Below are 16,104 nucleotides of genomic sequence, written 5' to 3' on the forward strand. Positions count from 1 at the left end.
AATACAGGCCGGTCCGGGTTCCCGGGCCGGCTTTTTGTTTGCCCTCGTATTTGGTTTTGATAACTACTTGTTTTAACTTATACTTAAATAGTATAGTAATTTGTCAATTTAATACTATTTATCAACAAACATTTTAATTAAAACACACGAACTATGAGAACAACGCTATTATTCCTCATCTTTATTTCTGCCTCGTTCGGCGCATTCGCGCAGTCTCTCAAAGGGAAGGTCACAGACGAAAAAAATGGATCGGCACTGCCCGGCGTGTCCATCCTGGTACAGGGTACGAACACGGGAACCGTGACAGACCCCGACGGAAACTTCGCATTGAGCCTCGCCGATGGCAACTACAACATCGTTATCTCGTTCATCGGCTACACACCCCAGATTATCCCGGCGACCGTCAGCGCAGGACAAGCCGCGCCCTTGAACATTGCGCTGGCAGAATCCTCAGAAGTACTGGGAGAGATTGTTGTGACCGGCTCACGCAGCGGTGGCCGCTCGCGCATCGACTCTCCGGTCCCGGTTGATATTATCCCCGTTTCGCAGATCACCAACAGCGTCGGCCAGGTTGACATTAACCAGATCCTCACCTACGTCGCTCCTTCCTTCCAATCGTCGCGACAGACGATCTCCGACGGTTCCGACCACATCGACCCCGCTCAGTTACGCGGTCTGGGGCCTGATCAGGTATTGGTGCTGGTAAATGGCAAAAGGAGGCACCAGTCGTCGCTCGTCAATGTAAACGGGACGGTCAACAGGGGAACTGTTGGTACGGATTTGAATGCGATCCCCGCGACGTCGGTAGAGAAAATCGAGATACTCAGGGATGGTGCAGCGGCGCAATATGGCTCGGACGCGATTGCCGGGGTGATTAATATTATTTTGAAAAGCCGCACCGGGCTGAGCGGAAATGTGTCGTACGGCCAGAATGTGACCAGCTACGACAAGAACTACATTATCAACAACAATAAAGATGCTTCCGTCAACATTTCGGACGGCGGCACGACGCAGATCGGGCTTAATTACGGTCTAAAAATTGGCCAGAAAGGCTTCGTAAACATTACCGGCGAATATGTACACAGGAATGCTACCAACCGCACCGGCACCTACACCGGCCAGATTTTCCCGGCAGTCGACGGCACCGTGGTAGATGATGACTTGCTAAAACAAAAAAACCTTACGCGAAATGATTTCGATATGCGCATCGGCAACTCGGAGGTGAAGGGCGGTGGTATCGTGATCAACGCGAGCATCCCGCTTTCGGAGCAGATGGAACTGTACGCGTTTGGCCAATATAACAATAAGAAGGGCAATGCGGCCGGTTTCTACCGCTATCCCAATGGCGTGCCTGCGGTGGTCAGGCCCAATGTATTTGCTGTGTATCCCAATGGATTTCTGCCGGAGATCAACAGCGATGTGACCGACATTTCCGCCGCGGCAGGCATCCGTGGCAAGTTTGGGGAATGGCGGTACGACCTTAGTAACACGTTTGGAAAGAATGATTTTGACTATTTCATCAGCAATTCGGTCAACTACACGCAGGCGATTTCAAATGCCAATTTCCAGCGCGAATTCAATGCGGGTGGTAATGCGTTTCTTCAAAATACGATCAACCTTGATCTCGGACGAAAGTTCGAAGTCCTGCAAGGGCTCAATGTAGCGCTCGGGGCGGAGCAGCGCACCGATAAATATACGATCACGGCAGGTGAAGAGGCTTCCTACAAAAATTATGATATCGCAGCGGGTGTCGCCGCCGGCGCGCAGGTGTTCTCCGGGTTCTTCCCGCAAAATGCAGGATCGCATTCGCGGCACGGTGTAGCCGGTTACCTCGACCTCGAGCAGGACCTTACCAATGCCTGGGTAGTGAGTGCAGCGCTTCGTTTTGAAAACTATTCAGATTTCGGAAACACGCTTAACTACAAATTTTCAACCCGCTACAAAATCACCGACGGCATTGCGGTGCGGACTTCGGCGAGCAGTGGCTTCCGGGCGCCGTCGATGCAACAGCGGTATTATGCCAGGACGAACACACTCTTCGTGACCCAAAACGGCCAGCAGGTAGCCCAGGAAAGCGGCACGTTCACCAACGACAGCAAACCCGCAGAAATTCTGGGAATACCAAAGCTCAAACAGGAAACCTCGCAGAGCTATACGATCGGTACCACCATTCAGATCAGCAATGCATTTGAACTGACTGTGGATGCTTACCAGATCTATATCCACGACCGGATCGTATTGACCAACAATTTCAATGACGGTGGAAATGCCGATCTGAAAGCACAGCTCGCAGCAGCTAATGCGACAACGGCGAATTTCTTCGCCAATGCCGTCGATACGCGATCGAGGGGAATAGAAGGGGTATTATCCTACAATACCAAATTTGGCAAAAGCCAGTCGCTTAGGGCCGTGCTGGCAGGGACATTTATTCAAAACAGGGTAAAGAAAGGGGCGGACGGCAAGCCGGAAATCCACGCTTCCGATATACTGATCCAGACCAAACAGGTAAATTCCTATTTCAATCGTGAAGATTTAAGCCGATTTGAAATAGCCAGCCCGCGTAACAAGCAAAGCCTGACCATTAATTACAAGGCAGGGAAATTCGGGGTAATGCTACGCGGGGTTAGGTTCGGCGAAGTTACTTATTGGGACCCGACAATCGACCCCAGCAAACCAGACTCGTGGCCGGTGAATACACTTACCGGTAACAAGGAGACACTCGACCAGACCTTCGGGGCCAAAATCGTGACGGACCTCGCATTGAGCTATGATCTGGTGAAAGGCGTCGGCGTGACGATCGGGTCAAACAATGTGCTGGATGTTTACCAGGACAAGCACACGCATTCGGGCAATGTCAGCTCGGGCCGCTTCGTGTATTCACGGCGCGTTCAGCAAATGGGCTTTAATGGCCGCTACTTGTTTGCCAGACTGAGTTTCACATTTTAGGACAATTCCAGGCCAGCCGGGCCCGGAATGCCCGGCTGGTTTAAATTGAAATCTGATATTGCAAAGTCCAGCTACCACGCCGGCCGTCTTTGGCAAGCTCATTGGCGACCGAAGCCGTTTTGTAAACGGGGCGGTTCTCATAATTAAGTGATAGTTTGCCGTTATGTCCTTTCATCAGCCAGTTGATGCCCAGGTTATACACATTCGCCGCATCCTGCAAACGGTCATAATCGCCCCGTTGCAAAGATGCATAAGGCATTAACGTACCCTGATCGCCCAGCAGGCCTTCTTTCAACTTATAACCGGCCTGTGCGTAAATCACATTCCCTGTCCCAAACATAGGGTACGCATTCCCGTGCGTGCCGCCCACGCCCACGATGGGCTGAGTGGTGCCCGTGGCAGGGTTCATAATGCCGTTGTAGCGTAGATAACCTTTTCCGTAATCTGTTCCGAAATAACCAAGATAGGCCGACAATGCAGTTCCTTTTTCAACATTCAAGGGCATATCCAGGTAAGCCGCTACCGACCAGAGCGTCATATTGCTGTAAAGCGTATCGACCGACTCTTTTCGCCAGGTCGCATTCTTTTGGGAAGTAATGCCCGCTTCTATGTTCAGGACTTTACGTTTACCCAGATAAGTACCGGTCATATAACCGGGTGTCGTGTTGTCTTCGGTATCGAAAATATTGTAAATCAATAAGCCCTGGAATTGTTTACTGTTTTTGCGTTGCGAGAAAACCGCATTCTGGTTGAGCGCCGCCGGTGTGGAACCGCTCGTTTCCACAGGAAATGGATCGGATACCCCGACGCGGTAGTTGAGCTTACCGATCTGCCCTCGGCTGTAAATGGTTAGTTTTCGGGAAAACTGGTCGGTCTGGTCAACCGTGGCCTGGGCAAAAACAGGCACATCCATCGTCATGATCGTACCAATGCTGGGTTGCGAAAAGCGCGAGAAGCCGCTCACGATCGTAAGACCGCCACCGAAGCGGATGAAGTTGCTGCCTTTGCGCTGCACTTCATATTCCCCGACGGCATCATGGAAAAACGCCGCGATCTTGCGCTGGCTGGGCGTGCCGGCGGTATTGTAGGCCGGAAATGCGCTGACCTTATTGAAATTGTTCATTCCAAACTGCGTGTAAAAAAATATCCGGTCGGTGAGCTGACCAAACAACTGCATGCGCGTGCGGCGAAGGCCGATATCGAAAGTGTTTGTTTGTCCATCACTCAAAACGGTGGTTCCTGGATTGTTGTCGTTCAACCGCAGCCATACCTGATTCGTGAATGTGAATTTCACATAATGTGAACCGGATTCGTTAAGATTGTAGCGGATATCATTTCTCTTGTTGTCGTTTTGCGACATGACGGGCTCTGTGACGGCAGACGTGCCGAGGAGCATGAGGGAAAGGATTTTTTTCATTTAGAGTACTATTGAGTTACATGTACTAATATCGCAACAAACCCTCCTTAAAGAGCTAAAAACGAGATTAATAGTTAATTGAAAATGATATTGAATACGGCAGAAAAACGACTCGTAAAAAGTCATTTACCCAGCCGGGCCTTCAAATATAAGGCGGGCTGCTGTACTGCCATACTATTGCTGGTTACAATCTTTCGTCCCTCTCTTGCCCAGGAAACCCCTCCGCTGATCAACTATCCGGCCTCTCTTTACAAAGCCCACAATCAGAATTGGGACATGAGCCAAAGCGCCGACGACATTATCTATTCTGCCAATTCGGATGGCTTGCTGGAACACGACGGAGCGTCATGGAAGCTCTATCCCCTGCCCGACGGTCAGATCGTTCGTGCAGCACTTTACGACGAACATACATCAGAACAGCCCGGTGGAAAAGTCCTGAACCGGAGCGCTCAGGCTGAGCAACGCATTTATGTGGGTGGTTTTTCGGAGTTCGGATATTGGAAAAAAGAAGCGGATGGCCAGCTGAAATATTATTCTCTAAGCAAAAAAGCAGGTTTCGTGAGTCTGAAAACGGAAGAAATCTGGCATATCCTTAAAACGCCCCGATACATTTACTTCCAATCCTTCTCGGTGATTTACCGGTACGACGGTAAAAATCTGAAAGAAATCAAAAGTCCGGGCAACATCATGTTCATGCGGTTTGTCCGTAACCGGGTGTTGGTCCAGTCAATCGGCCGAGGTATTTATGAGTTAAAAGGAGAGCAATTTGAACCTTTGACCGGCACGGAAAGCCTCTCTCCTACCATTATATCCTCCATATTACCCTTTTCCAACGGCGGAATCCTGATTTCTACGACGAAACACGGGCTATTCATCTGGCAGAACGGCACGCTCATCCCCTGGAACATCGCCATTTCAGAAGATCTGAAAAGAAACATCGTCAATCGTGCGATCGTCATGAGCCGCGATAGCAGCATCGTGTTCGGGACGATCCAGAATGGGGTTTATGTGGTTTCCAAGAATGGCGTATTGAGGTATCAGTTCAACAAGGAAACCGGGCTGCAAAACAACACGGTGCTGGCCCTGAAAGAGGATGCGCGGCAACAGCTCTGGATCGGGCTGGATCAGGGAATCGATATGGTCAAAATGTCGTCTCCCATCATCGCTTACCAGACCAGCGACAATCCGCTCGGCTCCACCTATGCAGCGGCCATCTGGCGCGGAAATCTTTATGTAGGCTCGAACAAGGGTGTATTTGTGAAAAAATGGCTTTCTCCCGAGCCATTCCGGCCCGTCCGGGGGCTCGAAGGCCAGACCTGGGCGCTTAAAGTACTCGATGACCAGCTCCTGTGCGGTCATAACGATGCTACCTACCGAATTGAAGAAAATGGCATTACCAAAATTTCGAATATCAATGGCGGCTGGATCTTCCTGCCCGTCAAATACGGTCGGGATACGCTTCTTTTACAGGGCGCTTATGTGGGATTGCATGTGTATAAAAAGGACGCAAAAGGCGTGTGGACTTACGCTTACCCCGTCAAAAATTCGGTACCAATCCCGATCCGCCAGATCGTGCGCGACCATGCCGGTACATTCTGGCTCGGGCATGCGTACAGGGGTTTATTTCAGACTAAACTCACACCCGCACTCGACTCGGCGCTGCTATGGAAAGAATTTAAAGCGCCGCAGGACCTTCCCAGTGAATTTTCGGTGGAAGTAGTGCAATGGCTCAACGGGCAGGTACGCGTGCGCTCCGGCAATGCGTTTTTCCAGCCCGATCCTTCCGGTAAGCTCATTACAAGCAGCGACTTTTCAAAAGAAGAAGATAATTACAAAGTGCGCACGGGACTGCATGGCGACTGGTTCAAAGTTTTCATCAACCGCGTGGCATTCTATCAGCCGGGCAAAGAAACGAGAATCCTCCCGCTCTCGCTCGTGCGCAACAGCGAGACCGTCGTCCCGCTTTCGGAGGATTACTATTTCTTTTGCCTCGACAACGGCTATGCGCTATACAACCGAAAGACGCGTGACGAGCAGAACGAAGCGGCCGGTCCGCCGGCGATCCGCAAAGTTGCTAACCTGCGCAACCTCAATGAAACATTCGCCGTTTCGGGAGCTCCCTCGCTGCCCGCGGAGGTGCGCTCGCTGCGCATTGCATTCGCATTACCCGTTTATGGCCAGAATGTGCAATATAAATACCGGCTCAAAGGCCTGACCGATCAATGGTCGGAATGGACGGATCAGAGTTTCGTCGAATTCACAAACCTGGAATCGACCGACTACATTTTTGAGATAAGGAGCAATCTCAACGACACCATCGGCACTTATCATTTCGGAGTGAAGCCTTACTGGCGCGAGACGTTGTTTGCCAAGATCCTTTTCGCCGTGATCATTGCCGTGGCACTGGCAGCACTTATCGTTTACCAGGAGAAACGGCTTGCGCGCCACCGCCGGAAGCTGATCGAAGAGCAGGAGGAAAAACTACGCCAGCAACGCCTTTCCAGCGAACGGCGGATCATGCAGATACAGAATGAAAAACTTCAAAGCGACATTCAGAGCAAGAGTCAGCAGCTTTCGAATGTGGCGATCAACGTGGTGAAGAAAAATGAAATTCTGGAAGAGATCCGCGACGAACTGAAACAGGTGAAAGCCGAAATGGGGCAGCAGCTTCCCAACATCCATTATCAAAAGCTCCTGCACAGTATCGAACGCAACGTGGCCGGCAAGGACGACTGGGTTTTGTTCGAACAGAACTTCGATGAAGTACACGAACAGTTCTTCAAACGGCTCCGGCAGATATACCCGACCATCTCCCCCTCGGAGCTGCGGCTTGCGGCATGCCTTCGCATGAATCTTTCCACAAAAGAAATGGCTCCCGTTCTGGGGATTTCCGTACGCGGTGTGGAAATCAAGCGCTATCGGCTTCGTAAAAAGCTCGGTTTGGACAACGATGCCAATCTGGCCCAATTTATGATGGACATTTGACCCGATTGCATTAATCCGCTATCAAACTCCTTTTGTTCAGGCAAACCTTGCATTATTCCCATTGATGTAGTGGTGATGTAGTGCTTTTTTTGATTCCTCCCCCGCTTGGAACTTAATTTTGAAGTCAATAAATTCTTATAATAATTCAATCACCAATTTGAAACTGATGAAAACTATTGTACGATTACTGTACATGCTCGTTTTCCTGGCACTGGGGAGTTTCTCTTACGCGCAGGAAATAAATGTGACCGGGAAGGTCACTTCGAGTGCCGACAATTCGGCGCTGCCGGGCGCCAGCGTGCTCATCAAAGGCACTACTACCGGTGTACCTACCGATGCCGATGGTACCTTCACCATAAAAGTTCCGTCACCACAATCCGTCCTCGTATTTTCGATGATCGGAATGGTTACCCAGGAAATCACCGTAGGCAACCAGACTACGCTGAACGTCGCATTACTGGAAGATGCCAAAGCATTGACCGAAGTGCTAATCGTAGGTTATGGTTCGCAGAAAAAACTCGACGTTACAGGAGCTATCACGCAAATCAAAGGAGCCGAAATTTCGAAGCAGCCTTCTATGAACGCCGTCAGCGGTTTGCAGGGCAAGGTTGCCGGCGTACAGATAAACAACTCTGGTAAGCCTGGTGAGGCGCCTCAGATCCGCATCCGCGGTGTGGGAACCGCATATGGCAGCGCTAATCCATTGTACGTGGTCGACGGTGTCTGGTTCGACGATATCAGCTTTCTGAACTCAGGCGATATCGAAAGCATGAACATCCTGAAAGATGCGTCCAGCCAATCCATTTATGGTGTAAGGGCGGCAAACGGGGTGGTTTTAATCACTACTAAAAAAGGAAAATCCGGACAGCCGGTCATCGATTACAACGGCTTTGTAGGTTACCAGAAAGTGACCAATCAGATCAAAATGGCGAATGCGAATGAATATGCCACGATGATCAACGAATTGAGCCGTGTCAATGGAAAAACGGATATCCTTGACCCTACGCAATTTGGCGAAGGCACCGACTGGTACCACCAGATCCTGCGCAATGCATTCGTAACCAACCACCAGCTTTCGATCAGTGGCGGCGGCGAAAAATCAACTTACAACTTCTCGCTCGGCTACCTGAATCAGGATGGTATTGTTGAAAAGAACAATTTCAAACGCTACACAGCCCGTTTGCAAAATGATTTCCAGGTTTTGAAAAACCTGAAAGTGGGTTACTCGGCAACCGGTTCTTTCAGCAAATCGAAAGATGAAGCGGGCGGTATTTTCCGTCAATTATATGCGGCGGGCCCCGTTGTGCCGGTTTATTATGCCGACGGCACTTATGGTGATCCTACTGATTACAATCTGGGTGATGGTAACAACTTCAACCCGCAGGTTACGGTTGATTTCTATAACCAGAATACCAAAAAGACACTTCTTACCGGCAATGCATACGCGGAGCTCTCGCTATTCAAAGGCCTTACATTCCGCACCAGCCTCGGCGGACGCTACGGACAAGACGAAACCCGTACTTATGTGCCGCAGTATGTTGCTACTTTCAAACAGCGCAACACAACAAGCTTCCTCGAATTCGTACGGCCGCAAACGCGCTACTGGATCTTTGAAAATACTTTGACCTACACCAAAGAATTCGGCCAGCACAGCATTACGGCGCTTTTGGGCCAGTCCGCTCAGCGTGACCAGTCGTACAAACTAACCGCCAATGCATTGAATGTGCCTTTTTCAAACGAGGGCGACCTTTACCTGGCATTGGGCAGTGCGGACGGACGTAATGTGAAAGACGAAGGCGATCTCGGAACGTATGCCTCCTACTTTGGTCGTATAAACTACTCTTTCGGAGAACGTTATATGTTGAACGCTTCTCTCCGTGCGGATGGTTCGTCTAAATTCTTCGAGGGTGGTAATGCCTGGGGTTACTTCCCTTCTGTGGGTGCGGGCTGGGTGATCAGTAATGAGAACTTCATGAAAGGCCAGACGATTTTCGATAACCTGAAAGTCCGCGGTAGCTGGGGTAAAATCGGCAATGCATCTGTTCCTTCCAACTTATCGACGCTCACAGTGGCTACCGGCGGAGGTCTGGCGGCTATCTTCGGCGGCCAGCTGAATACGGGTGCCAGCATCAACTCCATCATCCCTCCCACTACTTACTGGGAACGTGGTGTGGGTACCGATGTAGGTATCGAGGCTTCCTTTCTGAAATCGAGATTAGCCGTTGAACTGGATTATTATATCAAGAAAACGGAGCGTGCGATCTTCGACATTCCGGTGTTGACTTCCATTGGTACGAGCTCGGGCCGGATCGTGGGCAACCAGGCCGATTTCCAGAACAAAGGCTTCGAATTTGCATTGAACTGGCGTGACGATATTACCGATGGTCTTTCTTACAGCGTCGGAATCAACGGAGCGGTCAATAATAACAAAGTTCTTTCCGTGTCGTCGGGTGCTAACCCTATTTATGATGGCGGTGTTGGCCTCACAAGCGGTGCACTTGCAACCCGTACCCGCGTAGGCGACCCCATTGGCTCTTTCTACGGCTACATCGTGGACGGCATTTTCCAGAATGATGAAGAAATTAAAAATTCGGCCCAGCCGGGTGCGAAACCAGGTGACTTTAAATACCGCGATATCAGTGGAACCAACGGTGTGCCGGACGGAAACATTTCCGGTCTCGACCGCCAGGTAATCGGGAATCCCAACCCGAAATTCACCTACGGTATCAACACCAGCTGGACTTATAAGAGCGTCGACCTCATGCTCGATTTCCAGGGTGTTGCCAAAGTGGATATTTACAATGCCAATATGGGCTGGCGCTATGGTAATGAAAACTTCACCAAGGATTTTTACGATAACAGATGGCACGGAGAAGGTACTTCGAACACCTATCCTTCGGCCAACATCGGCGGAGGCCAGAACTACCTGCCAAACTCATTCTTTGTACAAAGCGGCAGCTATTTCCGGGTCAGAAATGCGCAGATCGGCTACACGTTCCCGCAGGCTTTCAACGAAAGGCTGAAAATCCGCAAGTTGCGTCTGTATGCAAATGCACAGAATCCTTTGAACTTCTTTAAATACAAAGGACTGTCACCCGAGGTAAGAGCCAACGAAAACAAACCGACTCAAGCCGGTATCGACGCCAATGTGTACCCGCTTTCAGCGACATACAACTTTGGTATTAATGTCACCTTCTAAGATCACAAGCGATATGAAAAATATAAGTTTTAAAACCAATTTGAGGCAGAAAGGGCTATATCTCGGGCTTGCAGCACTCCTGATCGTCCCTTCCTCATGCAGCGACAGCTTCCTGGATGTTGATCCGCAAGGCAAGCAGGCCGGTGCCGTTTTCTGGGAAAGCGAAGCCGATGCGACCAAAGCCGTGAATGCAATGTATGCCAATTTAAGAAGCTGGAACAACACAGCTTTCGGGGCCATCGCGCTGGAAAGTATCGGCTCGGACGATGCTGAAAAAGGGAGCACGCCGTCGGATGCGACTTTCTTCAACCTGTATGACACTTTCACAGTAGGCTCCACGGATGGGCAGCTTGGCGGATTTTGGGAAGGACAATACCAAAACATTAACTATGCCAACCAGGTGATCAGCAATATCCCGGCGATCAGTATGGATGAGAGCTTGAAAGCGAGGTATCTTGCCGAGGCGAAATTTGTACGCGCGTACTCGTATTTCAGGCTCGTGAGGGCATTCGGAGACGTGCCATTGCGCCTTAGCCTGCCCAAAGACGCGACTGAATACAACCTGACACGCACACCCAAAGCGGACGTGTATGCAGCAATCGAAAAAGACCTGACCGAAGCTGCGGCTGCATTGCCACAAAACTACGGCGCCGCCGATCTCGGTCGCGTTACTAAGGGTGCCGCGCAGTCGCTTCATGCCAAAGTTTCGATGTACCAGGCCAAATGGCAGCAGGTTTTCGACCTTACCACCCAAGTTATCAACTCAGGCCAGTATTCCCTGTTTTCCGACTACGAGGCATTGTTCCGTGTGGCCAACGAAAATTCAAAGGAGTCTATCTTCGAAATTCAGAACGAACTGATACCTTCCAACAAGGACGCATCTAACTCTCAGTACTCTCAGGTGCAAGGCGTTCGTGGTGTAACTGGCGGCGGCTGGGGCTTTAATGTCCCTACCGAAGCACTTTCGAAGTCATTTGAAGCGGGTGACCCCCGCAGAGATGCAACCATCATTTTTCGCGGCGAAACTACGCCCGCCGGAGATGCTATTCCTGCAACCGGCGATAACCCGATGTACAACCAGAAATCGTATGTACCGTTCAAGCTGTACGTAACCGGGTTCAACGAAGGGTCCCAACAGAATGTGCGCGTGATTCGGTATGCGGAGGTCCTGCTGATGAATGCGGAAGCTGCCAACGAAGTCGGCAACACCACCCAGGCACTCGCTTCGCTTGAACTGGTCCGTGCACGTGCGAGAGGCGCTAGCAAAACCATCCTTCCAAAAGTTACCACTACCGACAAAGCTGCATTGCGCACGGCGATCTGGAATGAACGCCACGCCGAACTGGCCATGGAATTCGACCGCTATTTCGACGTCATCCGCCAGGGACGCGCTGCCGAAATCTTCGGCCCCAAAGGCTGGAAAGCCGGCAAAAACGAAGTTTGGCCGATCCCTCAGAACGAAATCGACCTTAGTGCAGGCGTGCTCACCCAAAACCCAGGTTATTAATCTCAAACCACGATCTATCGATGAAAACTTTTAAGAATAAACTGACCGTGGCATTGTGTGCAACAACCATGCTCGGGGTAACATCCTGTTACGAGAAGTTCGATCCCGAAAGCTACGCGCCCAGCGTGTCGATCGGGGGTTTTACCAGTTCCGACGAAATTGCGAAGGCCAACCTGGTGGCACATTTCCCTTTCGATGGCACATACAGCGATGTTATTTCCAACACCGCGGGTACCAACACCGGTACCACTTTCGCAAACGGACTCAAAGGCCAGGCGATGAAAGGTGCAAAAGACGGCTACGTGCTTTTTAACCCAACTGCGGCCATTCTCGGATTGAAGAGCTTTACCATGACCTATTGGGTGAACAGCCCATCGACCAAAGTGCAGGGTGGTATCATCGGGCTCGTCGGCTTATCCCAGACAAATGGTTTCTGGGGCAACATAGAGACGTTTTTCGAAAACGGCGGCACGGAAACCGACGGTGTTTTCAAAGCACACATTCAGAACGACAAGGTGGATGCCTGGGTAGCCAAGGAAGGCATTGTGAACCTTTACAATTCCTGGACGCACCTTGCGTTGTCGTACGACGCCACGTCGTCAACTTTCAGTATTTATGTGAATGGCTCCAAAACAGCTACCACTACGGTCGCCAATTTTGGAGAGTTGAAATGGAAAAGTCCGGGTAAAATGGTGTTCGGTACCGTTCAATTCCAGACCAAACCCAGCCTGACTTCCGAATCGGGGGCGCAGGATTGGGCAAGCTACCTGACGGGCCTGCTCGACGAAGTGCGGATTTACAACGTTGCTTTGAAAGATGCCGAAGTAGATGCGCTGGTTAAATTGGAATCAAGAGGGAAATAATGCCTTTCAGACACCTCCTTTTTCTGTGTTCCATCATCTGGCTCGGGGTTTCCTGTAAATCGGAAAAGGAAACCCCCGGGCCATCCAATCCCGGAATACCGGCCTCATTCGGTTTCAATAGCCTGAAAGTGAATGGCGCCTATTCCGGGCTCAAATACAAGGATGTAAACCTGAAACCTAAAATCAGGTTTACATTTTCCTCCTCACTCGACAATGCTACCGTCGCCAACGGGGTTACTTTCCAATCCGCCTCCGGGGAGATCGTTGCATTTACCGCTGTCCTGGAAGGCGGCGACAGTTCGGTAGTGATCACTCCCTCAGCCGATTTAAAATACCTCACAAGCTATTCGGTTGTTGCTACAAAGGGATTGAAGTCCAAAGCCGGCGGCATGCTGCTCAGTGAGGTAAAAGTAGAATTGATCACGGCGCTCGACTCTGCCGACAAGTTCCCTGCGATCAGCGACGAAGCATTGCTAACCCTGGTTCAGCGGCAAACCTTCAAATACTTCTGGGATTTTGGGCATCCCGTGAGCGGGCTCGCGCGGGAACGCAACACTTCCGGCGACGTGGTAACCTCAGGCGGCAGCGGTTTTGGAATTATGACCATTCCGATCGCCATCGAGCGGAAGTTCGTCACCCGTGCACAGGGCCTGGAAAGAATGCAGAAGATCGTCGGCTTTCTCAAAAAGGCGCAGACATTTCACGGCGCTTACCCGCATTGGCTCAATGGCGCTACGGGTGTGGCGGTACCATTCAGTGAGAAGGACAATGGGGCTGATCTGGTAGAAACTTCCTTCCTCGTTCAAGGCCTGCTTACGGCCCGTCAGTATTTCAATGAGGGTAATGCGGCTGAAACTGCTTTGCGGGCTGATATCAATGCGATCTGGGAAGCAGTGGAATGGGACTGGTTCCGGAAAAACAATGAAAACGTACTTTACTGGCATTGGAGCCCTAATTACGGCTGGGATATGAACCACCAGATCCGAGGCTGGAACGAATGCCTCATTACCTATGCATTGGCCGCCTCTTCGCCTACCCATGGCATCGATAAAGCGGTTTATGACAATGGCTGGGCAGGCAACAGCACATTTACGAACGGGAAAGCGTATTACGGCATTACATTACCGCTCGGCGAGCCGTTTGGCGGGCCGCTGTTCTTCTCGCATTATTCGTTTTTAGGTTTAAACCCCACCGGTCTGACCGACCGTTTTACCAATTATTTTACCCAAAACAAGGCCCATACCCTCATCAACTATAACTATTGTAAAGCCAACCCGCAGCAATATTACGGGTACAGCGACCAATGCTGGGGCCTTACCGCTAGCGACATCCCGAACGGGTATAATGCCAACTCTCCAGGTAATGACAAAGGGGTGGTCACGCCCACAGCCGCACTATCCGCATTCCCGTACGCGCCCGCGGAATCGATGAAAGCATTGAAATTCTTTTATTACAAATTAGGCGACAAGCTATGGGGAGAATATGGCTTTCACGATGCATTCTCGCTGGATCAGTTGTGGTTCGCCGATTCCTACCTGGCCATCGACCAGGGGCCGATCGTCGTAATGATCGAAAACCATCGAACGGAATTGCCATGGAAGCTTTTCATGAGCAGCCCAGAGGTTAAAACCGGCCTGAAAAAGCTCGGGTTCAACAGCCCGGCGCTTTAATATACTACCATTAAAATATCACTCGACTATGAAGCTATACTTCCAATTACTGTTATGCCTCACGCTATTCGCCGGTTCCCACGCGGATAGCGTAGCACAAAAGAAAAAATCGGCAGCTGCAAAACCTGCTGCCTTCAACCCGGCCGACCGGCCAAAGAACCTTTCGGATACCGCATTGCTGGAACTTGTTCAAAAGCAGACGTTCCGGTATTTCTGGGATTTCGGCCACCCTGTGAGCGGCCTGGCCCGCGAGCGCAGCAATATTGCCTTCGACTACGGCGACGAGGTTTGTACCATCGGCGGAACTGGTTTCGGCGTAATGGCGATGGTAGTAGCAGCGGAGCGGCAATGGCAACCCCGCGACTCAGTGGCTGCGCGATTGTTGAAAATGGTGAAATTCCTTTCGAAAGCGGACCATTACCACGGCATTTTCCCACACTGGCTCAATGGCGCGACGGGCAAGATCATCCCATTCGGCCGGAAAGACGACGGTGGTGATTTGGTGGAATCATCATTCCTTTTCCAGGGACTACTCGCCGTAAGACAATACTTCGACCGCGATACCGACCTCGAAAGAGAGCTCCGCAGCCGCATTACCTGGATATGGAACGAGGCTGAATGGGACTGGTATACCCGCGGCAACCCCAACCAGCTTTACTGGCATTGGAGCCCTAACAACGGCTGGGCGATGAACTTCGAATTGCGCGGTTACAATGAGACTTTGATCACCTACATCATGGGGGCAGCTTCCCCACGCTACCCGATTACCCGCCAGGTGTACGACAAATGCTGGGCGCAAAGCGACCATTTCCGCAATGGGAAGGAATATTATGGCGTAAAGCTGCCGCTCGGTTTCGAATATGGCGGGCCATTGTTTTTTGCGCATTATTCATTCCTGGGACTCGACCCGCGTCATTTAAAAGATCAGTATGCCGATTACTGGGAGCAAAATGTGAACCATTCGCTGATTAACTACAAACATTGCGTTGCCAACCCGGGCAAATTCAAGGGTTATGGAGAAAACAACTGGGGCCTGACCGCCAGCGATACTTACAATGGTTACAACGCGCATTCACCGACCAACGACTTCGGTACGATTACGCCTACCGCCGCATTATCATCGTTCCCGTACACGCCAGAGCAGTCGATGAAGGCCTTGCGTCATTTTTATGATGATATGGGAGATAAAATCTGGTCGGAATACGGCTTTACCGACGCATTCAACGAATCGCAGAACTGGTATGCCAAATCGCATTTGGCCATCGACCAGGGGCCAATTATTGTGATGATCGAGAACTACCGGACGGGTTTGCTCTGGAAGTTGTTCATGAAGGACCCCGAAGTACGGGAAGGCCTGAAAAAGCTGGGATTTGAAAGTCCGGCGTTGGGCGTATCCAGCAGAAATTAACCGCTTTTTAGCTAATATTCGCAGGAAGACCGGCCGCAAGCTGGTCTTTCTGTTTTATGGAATATAATTGTACCTTGATATCGTTTTTGAAAAGCAAATAATGCGCCAT

The 16,104-nt window shown here is 50.7% G+C and carries 8 protein-coding genes; 7 read left to right on the plus strand and 1 reads right to left on the minus strand.

Annotated elements, in window-relative coordinates; translation table 11 throughout:
- Positions 1 to 153: 153 nt before the first annotated feature.
- The gene (locus tag IEY24_RS18490; RefSeq protein ID WP_188934733.1) at positions 154 to 2,946 is read left to right on the plus strand and encodes a TonB-dependent receptor; all 2,793 of its coding nucleotides are present in this window, start codon (positions 154 to 156) and stop codon (positions 2,944 to 2,946) included.
- Between the two features lie 40 nt (positions 2,947 to 2,986).
- On the opposite strand, the gene IEY24_RS18495 is transcribed toward IEY24_RS18490, so the two are convergent.
- Complete coding sequence (locus IEY24_RS18495) at positions 2,987 to 4,363, minus strand: hypothetical protein (RefSeq protein WP_188934735.1); 1,377 nt, start codon at positions 4,361 to 4,363, stop codon at positions 2,987 to 2,989.
- Positions 4,364 to 4,447: 84 nt separating this feature from the next.
- Here IEY24_RS18495 and IEY24_RS18500 point away from each other — a divergent pair, with 84 nt between their 5' ends.
- The 6 genes from IEY24_RS18500 to IEY24_RS18525 all read left to right on the plus strand — a co-directional run bounded on the left by IEY24_RS18500 (position 4,448) and on the right by IEY24_RS18525 (position 15,995).
- The gene (locus tag IEY24_RS18500) at positions 4,448 to 7,348 is read left to right on the plus strand and encodes a triple tyrosine motif-containing protein (protein WP_188934737.1); all 2,901 of its coding nucleotides are present in this window, start codon (positions 4,448 to 4,450) and stop codon (positions 7,346 to 7,348) included.
- 166 nt (positions 7,349 to 7,514) lie between these two features.
- A complete protein-coding gene (locus IEY24_RS18505) occupies positions 7,515 to 10,547 on the plus strand; it encodes a SusC/RagA family TonB-linked outer membrane protein (RefSeq protein ID WP_188934739.1) in 3,033 nt (1,010 codons plus the stop codon).
- A gap of 13 nt (positions 10,548 to 10,560) precedes the next feature.
- Positions 10,561 to 12,054, plus strand: a complete 1,494-nt coding sequence (locus tag IEY24_RS18510) for a RagB/SusD family nutrient uptake outer membrane protein (RefSeq protein ID WP_188934741.1) — start codon at positions 10,561 to 10,563, stop codon at positions 12,052 to 12,054.
- A 20-nt stretch (positions 12,055 to 12,074) separates the two neighbouring features.
- Positions 12,075 to 12,917, plus strand: a complete 843-nt coding sequence (locus IEY24_RS18515; RefSeq protein WP_188934743.1) for a LamG domain-containing protein — start codon at positions 12,075 to 12,077, stop codon at positions 12,915 to 12,917.
- Positions 12,917 to 14,587: a glucoamylase family protein gene (locus IEY24_RS18520; RefSeq protein ID WP_188934745.1), complete on the plus strand. Its 1,671-nt coding sequence runs from the start codon at positions 12,917 to 12,919 to the stop codon at positions 14,585 to 14,587. Before IEY24_RS18515 ends, IEY24_RS18520 begins: the two co-directional genes overlap by 1 nt.
- Before the next feature lie 28 nt (positions 14,588 to 14,615).
- Positions 14,616 to 15,995, plus strand: a complete 1,380-nt coding sequence (locus IEY24_RS18525; protein ID WP_188934747.1) for a glucoamylase family protein — start codon at positions 14,616 to 14,618, stop codon at positions 15,993 to 15,995.
- Positions 15,996 to 16,104 lie beyond the last annotated feature (109 nt).

Source organism: Dyadobacter endophyticus (genome assembly GCF_014641595.1).
Classification (GTDB): Bacteria; Bacteroidota; Bacteroidia; order Cytophagales; family Spirosomataceae; genus Dyadobacter; species Dyadobacter endophyticus.

Excerpts from the sequence above, each read along its gene's own strand:
- IEY24_RS18500 (WP_188934737.1), top strand. The coding sequence starts at position 4,448 with ATGATATTGAATACGGCAGAAAAACGACTCGTAAAAAGTCATTTACCC.
- IEY24_RS18505 (WP_188934739.1), top strand. The coding sequence starts at position 7,515 with ATGAAAACTATTGTACGATTACTGTACATGCTCGTTTTCCTGGCACTG.
- IEY24_RS18495 (WP_188934735.1), bottom strand. The coding sequence starts at position 4,363 with ATGAAAAAAATCCTTTCCCTCATGCTCCTCGGCACGTCTGCCGTCACA.
- IEY24_RS18515 (WP_188934743.1), top strand. The coding sequence starts at position 12,075 with ATGAAAACTTTTAAGAATAAACTGACCGTGGCATTGTGTGCAACAACC.
- IEY24_RS18525 (WP_188934747.1), top strand. The coding sequence starts at position 14,616 with ATGAAGCTATACTTCCAATTACTGTTATGCCTCACGCTATTCGCCGGT.
- IEY24_RS18490 (WP_188934733.1), top strand. The coding sequence starts at position 154 with ATGAGAACAACGCTATTATTCCTCATCTTTATTTCTGCCTCGTTCGGC.
- IEY24_RS18520 (WP_188934745.1), top strand. The coding sequence starts at position 12,917 with ATGCCTTTCAGACACCTCCTTTTTCTGTGTTCCATCATCTGGCTCGGG.
- IEY24_RS18510 (WP_188934741.1), top strand. The coding sequence starts at position 10,561 with ATGAAAAATATAAGTTTTAAAACCAATTTGAGGCAGAAAGGGCTATAT.